Source organism: Moorena sp. SIO3H5 (assembly GCF_010692395.1).
GTDB lineage: Bacteria > Cyanobacteriota > Cyanobacteriia > Cyanobacteriales > Coleofasciculaceae > Moorena.
Genome location: NZ_JAAHHS010000181.1, coordinates 1 through 14,604 on the forward strand (window position 1 = coordinate 1; position 14,604 = coordinate 14,604).

The following is a 14,604-nucleotide window of genomic DNA, read 5'->3' on the forward strand; positions in this document are numbered from 1 at the left end:
TCTGAGCAACTAAAAAGCAAGTACTCAAGCAGCCAGATGTCTTGATGTTACTATACCTGATGCGGGAGCAGTACGGCGTAACCTCTGATCCCGAGAAATACCGGGAAATTTTGCAACGAAGTTGGGACTACTATTCTCCTCGCACCGATCACACCTATGGTTCGTCCCTCGGTCCTGCGGTTCACGCCATCCTCGCCTGTGAATTAGGAAAGACCGAGGAAGCTTATGTCCACTTTATGCGGGCAGCAATGGTAGACCTAGAAAATGTGCGGCGTAACGCTCATGAAGGCATTCATGCTGCTTCCGGTGGTGGTCTATGGCAAGCTATAATCTTTGGGTGCGCTGGGATCAAGTTCACAGACGATGGACCTGTTGCTATTCCCCACTTCCTACCGGGCTGGACACGTCTGAAGTTTAAGCTGCAATGGCGTGGACAGAAGTACGAGTTTGATCTCAATCCAGAAACCAGTACTCAAACAGCACAATCTGGGACTACCATCTCCTCAAGTTCTCGACCCCCCGGCTCTCCAGCTCAAATCCAGGGTGTGATTTTTGACTTAGATGGCGTAATCACTGATACCGCAGAATATCATTACCAAGCTTGGCAAAAACTAGCTGATGAAGAGGGTATTCCCTTTAATCGCGAGGCCAACGAAGCACTGCGGGGTCTTTCACGTCGAGAGTCCCTGATGGAACTTTTGAACGGTCGCTCAGCCACAGAAGAGCAATTCCAAGAGATGATGGATCGCAAAAACAAGTTCTATCTGGAATTGATCAAGAACATCTCTAAGGCTGACTTACTACCTGGAGCTCTAGAGTTACTGATTGAACTCAAGGAAGCTGGTATCAAAGTAGCGATTGGCTCCGGTAGCAAAAATGCCAAGGAAGTTATGGAACGATTGGGTATTAGCGATCGCATTGATTCAATTTCTGACGGCTATAGTGTGACCCGCTCTAAGCCAGCACCAGATCTGTTCTTGCACGCAGCACAGCAGTTGGGATTGGAACCCGCTTATTGTGTAGTAGTAGAAGATGCCGGGTCTGGTGTCGAAGCCGCTCTAGCTGCTGGTATGTGGTCTGTAGGACTTGGTCCAGTTGAACGAGTTGGAGCAGCCCACCTGGTGTTACCCAGTCTCGAAGGCATACACTGGAGCAACCTCCAAAAACAATTAGCAGGGAATCGTTTAATTCCTTGTTAGAGTATCCATGAACTAACTATTTTGAACTAAATTGGCTGGGTGAATTAGACTTCACCCAGCCATATTTTTTTGGTTATAGTCCTGAGTACCGAGTAGCGAGTGCTGCTTAATATAAATCAGTTACTGTAATTTATTATTCAGAACTCAATGAACTTGGCAACTCAGGACTTGTCTATTTCATTTTTATGTTTAGAGTGAATTACCACCATTGTTTACTACCTATAGGTAGACTAGTATATCTAGTAGTGACCTGCTTCGCAGGGATTTTTAATTAACTAGATTGAACTAGATTGTTGAAAAACGTAGATGGTTTTTTCTACTGGGTTTCACTTTTTGATACTAACAGATTAACCGCACTGAAAAGTGCCGTGGTTGGCTACATTTTCCCAATGAATGTGGGGAGTTTTGCCTTCCGATTTCCTATAATTATCTGGATAAAGCGTTAAGCATTATCTAAACGATTATACTGCACTGACAGGGGCTGAGGTTTTGCCATTAGCTGACTTATGTTGTTCTAGCACTTTCTGATAAGCCGCTTCATAGCCATCAACCATCTTAGGAACACTGAAGGTATCTTCTACATACTTACGGCAACCTTCGCGAGAGAGTTTAAGAGCCTCTGGAATGGCAGCCTTTATATCCTCAACAGTGGGACAGATGATCCCAGTTCTCTTGTCTGCCACCACCTCCGGTACAGAGCCAAAGTTCGTGGCAATCACTGGAGTCCCAACACACATTGACTCAATCATGACCAAACCAAAAGGTTCCGGCCAGGTAATCGGAAACAGGGTCAGGCTGGCTTTGGATAATAATTCCACCTTCTCTTCGTGGGTTACTTCACCCAAGAATTGAATTTGTTTACCGTCAATGTGGGGAGCAATTTCTTGTTCAAAGAATTCCCGGTCAACTACATCAACCTTGCCCGCCATTTTCAAGTTCCAGCCAGTTTCACGAGCAATCCTGATCGCATGATGAGGGCCTTTCTCCTTTGACAAACGACCCAAAAACCCTAAGTAGGGGGGGTCATCTGCTGCTTTTGGATTGAACGGATAATCTTCTATCTTAACACCATTGTAAACCGTAGCAACATAATTCATATCTGGTCCGGATGACCGCTGATGATTACTGATGCTAATATGAGGTATGTGGCTATATCGCGCATAAGCCTTGCTAATATCATTGCCGAAGCGACCATGCATGGTATGAACCACAGGGGTCTTATACAAGTCAATCACCGGAAAGGTAATCATCCCTGTGTGAAAGTGAATTAGGTCAAACTCATCAGCCACCTCGCTAATCTGAGCCAGTTGCAGTAGTTCGTAAACTATTGGTGCCTCTACGGAGGGATCAAGGCGCAAAGCCTGAGGAGCCACAGACTTTATTTTAGCGGTAGTGATGGAATCTCCAGACGCAAATAGGGTGACATCGTGACCACGACTAACTAATTCATCAGTCAGTTGGCTCACAACTAGTTCAATACCACCATAGCCTGGTGGGGGAACTCTCTCCCATAAGGGGGAAACTTGAGCTATCCGCATATCATAGTCCTCCAAAAATTTTCTAAATTAGCTAAATTGACTGGATTGAGAGCTAGCAAAACTTAAGACAGTGCTCTTATCACAAATAAAAACCGATTCTGCTATCTTACAGAAAGTCTTTAGCTTTTGGGAAGAAGCTAGACCTAATCTATCTACATTCCCCCTGGAAAATTACGAGCCACGTACCCGTTCCATGCAGTCTGTCCTTGGCATTGAGGGAGCAAGTCAAAAGCAAGTGCTCAAGCAGCCCGATGTCAGGATGTTGCTATACCTGATCCGGGAGCAGTACGGTCTAACCTCGTCAGAAGGAAGTTATGGAACGATTGGGTATGGCGCGATCGCATAAGCGCGGAAGCGTTCGCGTAGCGTGGCCAAAGGCCAATCGCATTGATTAAATTTCTGACGGCTACAGTGTCACCCGCTCGCTCGCCAGCACCAGATCTGTTCTTGCACGCAGCACAGAAGTCTAATTCACTCAGCCATATTTTTTTGGTTATAGTCCTGAGTACTCAGTAGGGAGTGCTGAGTATCAACTGGCAAGTTCTTGTATCGACACACTCAGCTATGCTGTTCTAGCAGTTTCTGATAAGCTGCTTCATAGCCATCAACCATTTTGGGAACACTGAAGAACTCTTCTACATACTTACGGCACTCTTGGCGAGAGAGTTTAAGGGCTTCTGGAATGGCAGTATTCATATCCTCAGGACTGGCACAGATTATCCCAGTTCTCTTGTCTGCCACCACCTCTGGTACAGAGCCAAATTTCGTGGCAATCACTGGAGTCCCAACACACATCGACTCAATCATCACCAAACCAAAAGGTTCGGGCCAGGCAATCGGAAATAGGGTCAGGCTCGCTTTGGATATTAATTCCACCTTCTGTTCATGGGTAACTTCACCCAAGAATTGAATTTGTTCACCGTCAATTTGAGGAGCAACTTCTTTGTCGAAGAACTTCCGGTCAACTGTATCAACCTTGCCTGCCATTTTCAACGTCCAGCCAGTTTCACGGGCAATTTTAATGGCGTGATGAGGGCCTTTCTCCTCTGAAAAACGACCCAAAAATGCTAAGTAGGGGGGGTCAGCTGGTTCAGGATTGAACGGATAGTCTTCTATGCTAACACCATTGTAAACGGTGGCAACGTAACTCATATCTGGTCCGGATGACCGCTGATGATTACTGATGCTAATATGGGGTATGTGGCGGTATCGGTCATAAATCTTGCTAATATTAGTGCCAAAGCGACCATGCATGGTAAAAACCACAGGGGTCTTAATCTTGTCGATAACCAGAAAGGCTATTGGTCCTAGGTGAAAGTGAATTAAGTCAAACTGATCAGCGACCTCGCAAATTTGAGTCAATTGCAGTAGCTCATAAATTAGCGGTACCTCTGCTAAAGGGTCAAGGCGCAAAGCCTGAGGAGCCACAGAGTCTAGTTTTGCCTTAGTGATCGAATCTCCAGATGCAAATAGAGTGACATCGTGACCGCGACGAACTAATTCATCAGTCAGGTGGCTAACCACTAGTTCGATCCCACCATACCCTGGCGGGGGAACTCTCTCCCATAAGGGGGAAACTTGAGCTATCCGCATATTATAGTCCTCCGAAAATTTTCTAAATTAGCTTGATTGAGACCTAGCAAAATTTAAGACGGTGCTAGTATCACAAATCAAACCGATTCTGGTATCTTACAGAAAGTTTTTAGCTTTTGAAAATAAGATAGACCTAATCAATCTACATGCCCCGGGAGTAAGTCATTACCCTACAGGTGTAGATAGATGAATTAATTTAAGTTTTATTTAACTTTATGAAGAAATATTAGCTTATGATAAGTAATCTATCAAGCCGGATGTTGGTAAATTCAGCCAAATCTCCTAACCAAGTGCCACCAAATCTCCTAACCAAGTGGCACGCCTCCCTTGTAGCGCAGGTAGCACTATCAAGCTAATCTTGCTTCATGAGCTACCTCGTCTGACCAGCTGAGTTAGCTGCTTGATATTCATCAAGCGCATAGTCTGCTGCTCCCGGTCAGCTATAATCCAGCCCTTACTCTCGAGCTTTTCCATAATTTTGGTAGTATCCTCTACACTGATATCTGTGATGTCAGCTAAGTCTTGATAGGAAATGTTATAGATTTCTGTGCCTTTTTCAGTGATTTCACCGTAATTGTCTGCCAAACCAACTAGAGTATTGACTAAATTAACCGCTGGAGGTTTATAGCGATTTTGTAACCGGACATTGCTCTGACGTAACCGTCGCACCATCAGTTGTAACATGCGATGGTGCAACTGGGGATCTTTAAAGAGAGTTTGAATAAAGCGTTGCGCAGAAATGGTCAGTAGTCGCACGTTCGACATGGCAACGATATCAGTTGAACGGGGAGATTCATCAAGAATTGCCATTTCACCAAAAAAGTCACCCCGACCCAAAATTGCTAGTGTGACATCGTTTTCACCGCGTAAGTGTCGCACTTTAACCCAGCCGGAGACAATAAAGTAAACAGCATTACCCCAAGCATCTTCCATGATGATAGCTCGGTCGGTCGGGTACTCATGCTCCACCGCTATGGACTCAAACCATTCTAAGGTTTTTGGGCTAGCTGAATTAAATAGTGGGAAAAGCTCACTATAAGCTGTAGTCTGCATTAGGGTTCTTTAAGCTGAGATTGAAAGAATTATAGGCAATAGTAACGATCTCGAACTGCTTGGACAAAACAAGCCTAGCAGTGATAGTGGTTAACCACATTCTATTAAACTAACTCTATTAAACCAACATGTAAGTAAGGGTGAATACTGATGATACTATCAGCTATAGACTGTTGAGTGTTATCCTTCACCAGTTACCTACATAATTTAATTCAACACTCCCCTACTAACCTGTCGCCTATTTAAATTTAATAGTTTAGTGGCTTAACCCCTTTGCTAGTAAGGAGTGATGGTTTAAAATTAGATGGGAATTGTTTGATTGTAGTAAGAGAGTCTTTTTTTATAGAGTATGAACCTATTCACTACTAGAAGGTAGTTAGAGCATGCCGAATGTAAAACCCTCTATCAGTTAATTGTGCGACCCAAACAACTTGACTATACTATCTTTAACACTAGCTATTTCCGTTGTTTTAACCCCAGGTTCAATTTAAAATTGCGTCTCTAATAGCACCAGCCCATCTCAGACCATAATGAAATAGCCCTGGACTAACGGTTAGCTTTTTTTTACTATCATTGAAAAGTTTCTAATATAACCAAACCTTTGAGGAACTTTTTGTATTATTCAATGCTGGCTAACCGGAGTTTTTTAACTTATGGATTAGACTCTAAGTTTTAAACATCATTTATAAGCGCTTTAATCGTCAATTATTTATTAGTTTTTGTTTTTATAATGGTATCGACCTCACCATTACTCTTTCAGTATATCCGATTCTATCTGAGAGTGTTAAGATATGAAACAAAAAATTTGTGTCTTGGCTTACCGTTGCTAACTATGCATACACAATAGCAGGGGAATGCGCTCGACAACTTCTTATTCAAGAACCTGACGGCTAACAAATTCAGCGCCTTGAGTTTAATAACTGTGGCTCTATTGACACACAGTTTCCCTGCTCCGAATCTGCCTCTGGTGAGCTTGGGCAATTTTCTGTTTCCGAATTTGGGCAATAAGTTTGACTAGTACAAAAGGATTAATACCGTGTTCATTAGCATACCGTAAGATATCTTGCAGCTCTTCTTCGGTAAAATTAACAGTTGGCTGAGAGCGGGTAGATGGCTGATTTTTGCTATTGTGAGTCATAATCCTGGTTTGCCAATAGGTTGAAGGTTGTAGATGTATCCCTGACTTGCCATAGCAGTTGGTTGAAAGATTTTCAGCTGAGGTTGTAAGATCGCGGATCTGGGGTAGCTATAACCCAGCTATACTTTCAGCGGTCAGAAGAGCGAGCTACTTTTCGGCTGCGCCAGCAGCTATTAACTTTTTAGCTTTACGGAGATCAGAGCTTAACCTCCATAGCTAAACCAAAAGCTCGGTTTAGACCCAAAGGAAGTATAAGCGTGCATATGGTCAAGCAATTTGAGATGATTGGCTTTAAGTTTGTAATACGGTTTCGATATTCCTTGATAGTTTGGCTTGGATTAGATCGTTTTCCATACTCAGCTGTTAATGATTAACCACTAACGACTAAACTAATGACTATAATCCTAACGAACGACGATGGGATAGATGCTCCCGGAATTAAAGCACTAGAGCAAGCGGTCAACGGTAACGGTAATTTTGTCGTTATCGCTCCGAAGGAGCATCATTCAGGCTGTGGCCATCAGGTGACTACATATAAACCGATTCACGTCCAACGTCGGTCAAACTATGAGTATGCAGTGTCTAGTACCCCAGCCGATTGTACTCGCCTTGCAATATCACATATTATACCAGAGGTAAAGTGGGTTCTGTCAGGTATTAATGCTGGCGGTAACTTGGGGGTTGATGTTTATATTTCTGGTACAGTGGCGGCGGTTAGGGAAGCGGCCATACAGGGAATACCAGGTATTGCAATTTCCCACTGGATAAAAAAACCTTGGGTGATTAATTGGGAGGTGGCGAGTCGTTGGACAGCTAGGGTGTTGGCGGATTTGTTGAATCGTCCGATTGCTGCTGGTACTTACTGGAATGTGAATTTACCTCACTTGGAACCGGGTTCACCTGAGCCAGAGGTGGTATTTTGTGAACCGAGTACTAAACCGTTACCGACAAAGTATCGTGTGGAAGGGGATCACTACTATTATGAGGGGGAGTATGACAAACGCGATCGCGCTCCTGGTACTGATGTGGATGTGTGTTTTTCGGGTAATATTGCTGTGACTCAGTTGCGACTTTAAGGAATCAGGACTTACCGAAAACTGGGCATCAAACTCCCTTAGGTAGTAGGGTGCCCCTACTAGTACAGTAACTGTCTAAGTCCTGGCAGCGATGCTATGGGTGGTTTGGTTTGGAACCACGAAGGCACAAAGTACGCGAACAGGGGATTAATCTATAGCGTGAATCAAAGTTTTTAGTAATTAGTTACCATGCGAATTTTAATCATGGGTGGTACCCGGTTTGTTGGGGTTTATTTAACCAAGGTTTTGGTGGAGATAGGCCATGAGGTGGTGCTGTTCAATCGGGGAAATAAGCCAGCGCCACTGCCAGGAGTCCAACAGATTCATGGCGATCGCAAAGATGCCAATCAGCTCAAAGAAATGTTATCGTCTCAAGAGTTTGATGGCATTTTCGATAATAATGCTCGGGAGTTGAGTGATACTCAACCGTTAGTGGAAATTTTTAAAGACCGGGTGCAGCATTTTGTGTATATGAGTTCGGCTGGGGTGTACTTAAAGTCTGACCAGTTACCCCATCTCGAAGGAGATCCCGTTGATCCCAATTCTCGCCACAAGGGTAAACATCATACTGAGGCTTACCTACAAGAACTTGGGGTGCCATTTACCGCGATTCGTCCAACTTATATTTATGGTCCCCAAAATTATAATGATGTGGAGGCTTGGTTTTTTGACCGGATTGTTCGCGATCGCACTATTCCCATCCCTGGTAATGGCATGCACATTACTCAGTTAGGTCATTGTCAGGACTTGGCCAGGGCAATGGCGGCAGTATTGGGGAATAGCGAAGCGATTGGTAAAATTTACAACGTGTCCGGGGAACGCTATGTCACCTTTGATGGTTTAGCACGAACCTGCGCTATGGCCTGTGGTAAGTCGGCTGATGAGGTCAAGCTCGTGCATTATGACCCCAAGCAGTTTGATTTTGGTAAGCGCAAGGCTTTCCCATTTCGATTACAGCACTTTTTTGCTGATATCCATAAGGCTAAGACTGAACTTAACTGGCAACCGGAGTATGATTTGCTTTCGGGACTGAAAGACTCCTTCGAGAAGGATTATCTGGCTTCAGGTCGGGATCAAGCTGAGGTAGATTTTGACGTTGATGACCAGATATTAGCGGGTAACAGGTAAACTAAACCAGAGATTAAGGTTAGGACCACCGATAGCCAGAAAAGGACAAGGGATGGGATGATCCAGGTGTCGGGAGTTGGAGCAATTAAAAGTGCGATCGCACTAATTTGGCTGACGGTTTTGAGTTTACCCCAGATATTGGCTCCCTGTATGCTAGCGCTACCGGATAACTTGGGGTTAACTCGCCAACCTGCGATCGTTAACTCCCGTGCCAAAATCAAACAGACTCCCCAAGCGGGTACCTGACCTAGTTCAATTAATGCTAGTAGGGGCGCTAGTACCAAAAATTTATCCACTAACGGGTCAAGGAATTTGCCTAAATCAGTAATTTGGTTCAGTTTACGAGCTAGATAACCATCTAACCAATCCGTTCCAGCAGCAAGGAGAAAGATCCCGAAACCGATCCAGCGGCTTTGGTCAGTTGGGTGATTTAGGAAATATAGGATAAAGGGCAACCCCAGTAAGCGGGAAAAGGTAATCCAGTTAGGCAGAGTCATTCTGGTAATCGGTAATCGGTAATCGGTAATCGGTAATCGGTAATCGGTAATTGGTAATTGTTTACTGACCATTCACCCAAACTAATTTTAGGGGCACAGCGTGTGCCCCCTTAAGCATTTCGTCTATGGAAATGAGAACCGATGGAGGAGAGGGAATAAATTTAGTATGTACCTCACCAAACTGAGAACCCCTATAATTCCTCTTCCTCGTTTCCGATTGCCTATTGCTGAATTCCCGAAGACGTCTAATGAACCATTGCTGGTTCAAGCACGATCAAATTGCCCTGGTCATCAACTTTGATCGGCACAGGTTCGCTGATATCGCCGAGAAAGCTCCCGTCTAGAGCGAAATTACGCCATGACATAAAGTACCAGATCTGATCAGGACCTTGTACCAGTTTCCCGGAATAGAGCCGCTTCACTGAATCAACCCAGAGGGGCTTTGGATCAGAAAATGGTCCTAAAGGATGATCAGCAACCATGTAGAACGTCCCCGTAAGGTTACTATCAACACACTCTCCTGGGGGGATCGAGAAGAGCAGATAGTAGCGCCCCTCGATGAGAACCACTTGGGGACATTCCATAGTCCCGAACGTCATCGGCTCAGTTAATGGTGGCAATACTTGCCAATCAATCAGGTTTTGTGAAGTGGCATGAGCAATTACGCCGCGACTTTCGGCAGGACCATAGTTAACGCGACCAGTAATTAAAGCATGAAATTCCCCTGTTTCTGGATCCTGAAACACCCAAGGATCACGCCAGGCTTCATCGAACCAAAGGTTTTTCTCAGGGTGCTCGAGATCATACTTCTCGTAGTAGCGACTATCAGCCTCGATCACCGGGTTTTTCGGATGTTTTTCCCAGTGGATTAAATCTTTGGAGGTCGCAAGGCTGATGCGTTGGATTTTTCCTTGCTCTTTGCGATCAGTGCTGGTATATGGGAGATACCACAGACCATCATGACGAATTACGCAGCCAGTCCAATTAGTGTACTCATCCACGTCACCATAAGCTTCAGGCTTCATAGCATCTGGTAGAATCTGCCAGTTGCGTAAATCCTGAGAAACAGCGTGACCAAATGAAACATGCCAATGTCGGTCTTCTGGATCCGGTAAATCCTTAGAAGCTTGCAAGTAAAATAAGTGATAGTCAGAAATATCTTGAGCTAGCCAGAAGTCCCAGATCCATTTATCTGGGAGTTGTAAACTGTGGTTAGGAAGCATGAGTTACCTGCTTTTGTGTAAGAGTATTGGTTAGTGAATAACTGTGATTAAATCCCTAGAAAATTAGCCTCTTTACTAAGGCATAAACTAGAGAGTAGGTATTGCTGAATCTTCGGATGAATAGCAGTGGGGTGGGCATCCTGCTTGCCCGGAAATGAAACAGGCAAGATGCCCGTTCCACAGGTGCGACCCGTTCCCGTAGCGGAGGCCGTAGGCCACGCTTTCGCCGTAGGCGACGCTGATAGGTGCGACCAAAGCGTGAATTTAATTCTTAATGCGGAAAGCGCACTTAAAAGATGCCAATTCCACAAAACTATTAAAATCATTCCGGATTTATGCAACGCCAGACAGTAGAAAGTAATAATTCGGTAGTAGGGTAAAGTAAGGAAAATTCCTGAGGTGCGACCGACCCGTGGCGAATTTAATTCTGAATGGGTCAAGGGCACCTGAGCACTGAATTAGAGCCTGTCTAATTTTTATCTAATGTAGAGAAGCAACACCTAATGATTAAACAATAGTCTATGTATTCAAGCAGTTTTTTTACTGAATACATTAAACTAGTGAGGAATTACGTACTGATAGGAGTGAAAGCTCTATCTATACTTTTGACAGGCATAAAGTTTGAGGTTGATTTAGCTATCAGCAAATAGGCTCACTGTTGACCGCTCAAAGCATAGTAAAGCATAGTGTTTTAATTGGTCAACTACCCTCTAATAATATAATCAGAGAGTTACTACGTAATTCCTAATATTGATTCAGAATAGCTTAAGGCTATAGCAGAATTTAAGCGAGGTCTGTATTCGCTTTTTTTACCTATGACTACCAAACTTATTTCTAGGATAGCAAATAGTGTTGGGGAAATGTCATTGGTAAAATTGCTTATTAATGGGAATCACAATCAAATCTTTAACTTGTGAAGACATAGACAAAGATTTAATTAAGTTCAGACTACTAGGACTTACGCAGTTGAAAGGAAAACTCGAAGCCAAACTCGAAGCCAAATCCTAATTTAGGAGCCCAAGGCTTGGGCACTATAGATAGGATCTCAGGCTATACCTCGATGCTAAATTTGCATCAGCCAGCCGAAAGATCAGGCTATCAAGGGTGTATTTTAATGTATTACTATGTAATACATATCGCAAATTCTATACCTCGATGCTGAAGTTGCATGAGCCAGCCTACCGATTAAACTTTCAAAGGTGTAACTTTAATATATTACTTAGTAATACATATTGCTCAAAATTTGCGATCGCCTTTGGCGCGGCTTAGCCGTTCGCGTAGCGTGGCCAAAGGCCAATCAGCTTTGCTGCGCCAAAGGCGATTAGCCCGAAGGGCTACGCTACGCGATGAAGCTTCGCTTCCGCTAAAAGCGATTAGCCCGAAGGGCTACGCTACGCGAACGCAAATTTTTGGGAAAAGATGAGTATTGATACTTAGATTGTGCTCCATATCCCTGCAATTTGATCGATCCCCTTGTCAAAAATGGAAAAATCTAAGTATAAATACTTGGATTATGCTCCATATCCCTGCAATTTGATCGATCCCCTTGTCAAAAAAATAATACATTGATTAAATAAAATAATATTCCCTTAACAAAACTAAAAATATCCTAAGCAGAAGCTGATGATACAACAAATCGATCAGGGCAGGAGCGACGCTGCGACCTTAGAGCAACTGTTCAACCATGATATCAGCATCCAAACAACGCCTCATCAACCTGCTCCAAGTCAAGCAGCTCTGTCTAAATATCTCTTGCTTTACATTCAAGGAGGAAAGGATTTAGAGGGAGTGCCTTGGCAGAGAGGAGAAATTGGTGGGGCTATTCTTGATGAAGATTTGTCTGTAATTAAGCACTTAGGTCCTGTCTTTCAGCCAGACCGGGATGACCACTGGCGAAGCTCTCGCCTTCTAGCAGGAAGCTTACGGTTGGTAAACGAAAATACCCTGTATTTCTTTTACGGTGGATCTCCAGGCCGTCCTGATTTGCTTCATGAGTATATTGGCTTCTGTAAGGGAATCATTAGGGATAATCACGAGATTGATTGGCAAGTTCCCCAACTGATCGAATTTCGTGATTGGGAAAAATACTACGATTACTCCGAGCATCCATTAATGCCGGACCAACGTCACCGCCAGTTGCGCGATCCTTTCCCAATCTTTCACGAAGGCAAGTATTGGATGTTTCTATCTGCTGCTGCCAAGACAAATTCCCAACCCAAGAAAGGCTGTATTGGTCTAGCAGTAGCAGATGAACTCGAAGGACCCTATACACTGTTGCCACCAGCCCTGTTTCCTCATTTCATGACCGATGAAGGTGAGCAAGGTCTATTTTACGAGTGTGAACGAAGCCACGTTTACTATAAAGGAGGAATGTGGCACATGTTTTTCTCTGTGATGAAGCAACATGTGGATCCCCGTTGGCTTGAGCAACTTGGAAACGAAGGTGCCTCGATTACTGACTCAAGTCTTTACCATTTTGTATCGCCACAGATCAACGGTCCCTATGAACCAGCAGGAGTGGTACCTGTTGTGAAAGGATCCTCCGAGTCTAACTTGTATGCCATTAACTTTGAGCACAATAACCAACAAGACCTGATCGCCTATGGGTTAAATTTAGGAATTGAGGAACTGGATGTTTCTGGTCAGTGGAAAGTGTTGTGGGACAACGATTATCCAGAAATTAAAAAAGTAAGTCCTTCTGGTCAGCAGGGTGTTGCTGATCCCTCATCACTATTATATGGACGTGAGGGATACTGTATTTGGGATGCAATTCTATTCAAGCTACGTGCCTAAGGTTAACGAGGTTACCAGGTTAAAGGTTATCTTCTGAACCTTTAACTTTTAACCTTTAACCAAACAACCTTCACACTAATTCAATAGCTAATAGCTTACGGTTCCAGAATCGAACCCATGAACAAAATTGCTCCAGTTTTATTGTCCCGAACAGTACAGAAAAAAGGACGATTAACCACTAGATTAAATGGTTGATCTATGCTAATCGAAGTCGGAACAACACCGATAGAAGTAGCAGCGGCTGCTTCAGTGCCTTCTTCATTCACTTCTACAAAGGTTTTGTGCTTGACTTGACTAATCGCTGCTGATGCAGAGGTCAGATTAGAAAAATCAGCGTTATCGGTAAACGCCACATCCATCCCCAAAGCTTTTAGGGAATCATTGAGTTTAATATCGTATTCAAATTTAAAGCGGGGTAGCCGAATTGACCCATCTCGCGACCTAAACTCTTTCATCCATTGTAGCCAGTTTTCCGCTGTGAGTTGTTGTTGAAATTCTGCCAAGCTGCTCCCTTCACGGGGTAAGAAAACATACAAACTCAACCGTTCTTTACCGTAGGGAATACTTACAGCTTGAAAGGCATCATTTTCATAGTACTGATACTTCCCATACTGATACATCATTGGGTGTTGCTTTTGGTTTACATCAGAGATATAAAAAGCTTGATCAGACGTTTGACTTTTATCGAATTCTCTGGTCCAGCTGCCTTTAAAATAGATAGCATTAATTAAGAAAAGTAATTCATCCCCTTGAGTGCGTTCGACAATCTTTTTGATTTTGCCGTTTGTGTTATTTTTGACCCAACGGTTAATTTTTGTTGCAGCCTTGGCACTACTAAAATCAAGTTCTGTGACCTCTGCTTTGTAGAATTTCTGGTTGTTTTTAATAAATTTGGGGTTGATGTCAATGCCTTGGTTAGCCCACAGGGAGTTGGCAATGGACAGCTGGACATCAGGGTCAGCATTTTCCAAGCTAGCTTTTAAGGCGTTATTCCCCTGGTTGAGTTGATCTAGACTCAATCCCTCTAATTCTAGGACTTTTGCCATAGCCTCTTGAGTCTCGCCGCTGGCACCGTTGTAAGCCATGTCTAGGGCAATGGCGATGCTGGTGGGAGAGACAAAAATATTCTTGTTAGTGTCCTGCTTGAGAATTTCTGAGAATAGCTTGAAGCCAAATTTAGTATTAGCGTCTACAAGATTGGTATCTACGTCTAGAGTTGGTTGCTGGTCAGCTGAAATTGATTCTTTGGTTGGTTCGGAGTTAGGCAGAGGGTCAAGGGCATTGGTTTTTTCCGACACACACCCCAATATACCTGTAAGCAGGATGCTGACTGCCATAACAGTGGCTATACGACTAAGCATTTGAT

The 14,604-nt window shown here is 43.7% G+C and carries 12 protein-coding genes and 1 pseudogene; 6 read left to right on the forward strand and 7 right to left on the reverse strand.

Going from position 1 to position 14,604, the window contains the following annotated elements; genetic code table 11:
• Window positions 1–23: 23 nt before the first annotated feature.
• Together F6K52_RS37030 and pgmB are read left to right on the forward strand one after the other, a co-directional pair.
• Window positions 24–311 (forward strand): annotated as a pseudogene (locus F6K52_RS37030) (hypothetical protein); the annotation flags it as partial.
• A 36-nt stretch (window positions 312–347) separates the two neighbouring features.
• Window positions 348–1,199 (forward strand): beta-phosphoglucomutase, encoded by an 852-nt coding sequence (gene pgmB, locus F6K52_RS19430; protein ID WP_364418596.1) that lies wholly within the window; start codon window positions 348–350, stop codon window positions 1,197–1,199.
• Between the two features lie 461 nt (window positions 1,200–1,660).
• On the opposite strand, the gene F6K52_RS19435 is transcribed toward pgmB, so the two are convergent.
• Complete coding sequence (locus F6K52_RS19435; protein WP_293081140.1) at window positions 1,661–2,737, reverse strand: glycosyltransferase family 4 protein; 1,077 nt, start codon at window positions 2,735–2,737, stop codon at window positions 1,661–1,663.
• Between the two features lie 70 nt (window positions 2,738–2,807).
• Here F6K52_RS19435 and F6K52_RS19440 point away from each other — a divergent pair, with 70 nt between their 5' ends.
• Entirely contained in the window at window positions 2,808–3,083 is a 276-nt protein-coding gene (locus F6K52_RS19440; RefSeq protein ID WP_293081145.1) for a hypothetical protein, read from the forward strand.
• A gap of 212 nt (window positions 3,084–3,295) precedes the next feature.
• Here F6K52_RS19440 and F6K52_RS19445 read toward each other — a convergent pair whose 3' ends face one another.
• The 3 genes from F6K52_RS19445 to F6K52_RS19455 form a co-directional block, all read right to left on the reverse strand.
• Window positions 3,296–4,330 (reverse strand): glycosyltransferase family 4 protein, encoded by a 1,035-nt coding sequence (locus tag F6K52_RS19445; RefSeq protein ID WP_293081150.1) that lies wholly within the window; start codon window positions 4,328–4,330, stop codon window positions 3,296–3,298.
• A 363-nt stretch (window positions 4,331–4,693) separates the two neighbouring features.
• Window positions 4,694–5,383: a Crp/Fnr family transcriptional regulator gene (locus F6K52_RS19450; protein ID WP_293081153.1), complete on the reverse strand. Its 690-nt coding sequence runs from the start codon at window positions 5,381–5,383 to the stop codon at window positions 4,694–4,696.
• A gap of 928 nt (window positions 5,384–6,311) precedes the next feature.
• A complete protein-coding gene (locus tag F6K52_RS19455) occupies window positions 6,312–6,521 on the reverse strand; it encodes a hypothetical protein (RefSeq protein WP_293081156.1) in 210 nt (69 codons plus the stop codon).
• 392 nt (window positions 6,522–6,913) lie between these two features.
• Here F6K52_RS19455 and surE point away from each other — a divergent pair, with 392 nt between their 5' ends.
• Together surE and F6K52_RS19465 are read left to right on the forward strand one after the other, a co-directional pair.
• Window positions 6,914–7,597: a 5'/3'-nucleotidase SurE gene (gene surE / locus F6K52_RS19460; protein ID WP_293081159.1), complete on the forward strand. Its 684-nt coding sequence runs from the start codon at window positions 6,914–6,916 to the stop codon at window positions 7,595–7,597.
• Between the two features lie 189 nt (window positions 7,598–7,786).
• On the forward strand, window positions 7,787–8,725 hold the full coding sequence (locus tag F6K52_RS19465; RefSeq protein WP_293081162.1) for an NAD-dependent epimerase/dehydratase family protein: 939 nt from the start codon (window positions 7,787–7,789) through the stop codon (window positions 8,723–8,725).
• Here the strand turns inward: F6K52_RS19465 and pgsA are convergent.
• Together pgsA and F6K52_RS19475 are read right to left on the reverse strand one after the other, a co-directional pair.
• Window positions 8,671–9,222: a CDP-diacylglycerol--glycerol-3-phosphate 3-phosphatidyltransferase gene (gene pgsA / locus F6K52_RS19470; RefSeq protein ID WP_293081176.1), complete on the reverse strand. Its 552-nt coding sequence runs from the start codon at window positions 9,220–9,222 to the stop codon at window positions 8,671–8,673. The genes F6K52_RS19465 and pgsA overlap by 55 nt on opposite strands.
• A 245-nt stretch (window positions 9,223–9,467) precedes the next feature.
• Entirely contained in the window at window positions 9,468–10,445 is a 978-nt protein-coding gene (locus F6K52_RS19475; RefSeq protein ID WP_293081164.1) for a hypothetical protein, read from the reverse strand.
• Between the two features lie 1,623 nt (window positions 10,446–12,068).
• On the opposite strand from F6K52_RS19475, the gene F6K52_RS19480 reads away from it, so the two are divergent.
• Complete coding sequence (locus F6K52_RS19480; protein WP_293081167.1) at window positions 12,069–13,238, forward strand: glycoside hydrolase family 68 protein; 1,170 nt, start codon at window positions 12,069–12,071, stop codon at window positions 13,236–13,238.
• A 95-nt stretch (window positions 13,239–13,333) separates the two neighbouring features.
• Here F6K52_RS19480 and F6K52_RS19485 read toward each other — a convergent pair.
• A partial coding sequence (locus F6K52_RS19485) for a serpin family protein (protein ID WP_293081170.1) occupies window positions 13,334–14,604 on the reverse strand: 1,271 nt, incomplete at its 5' end.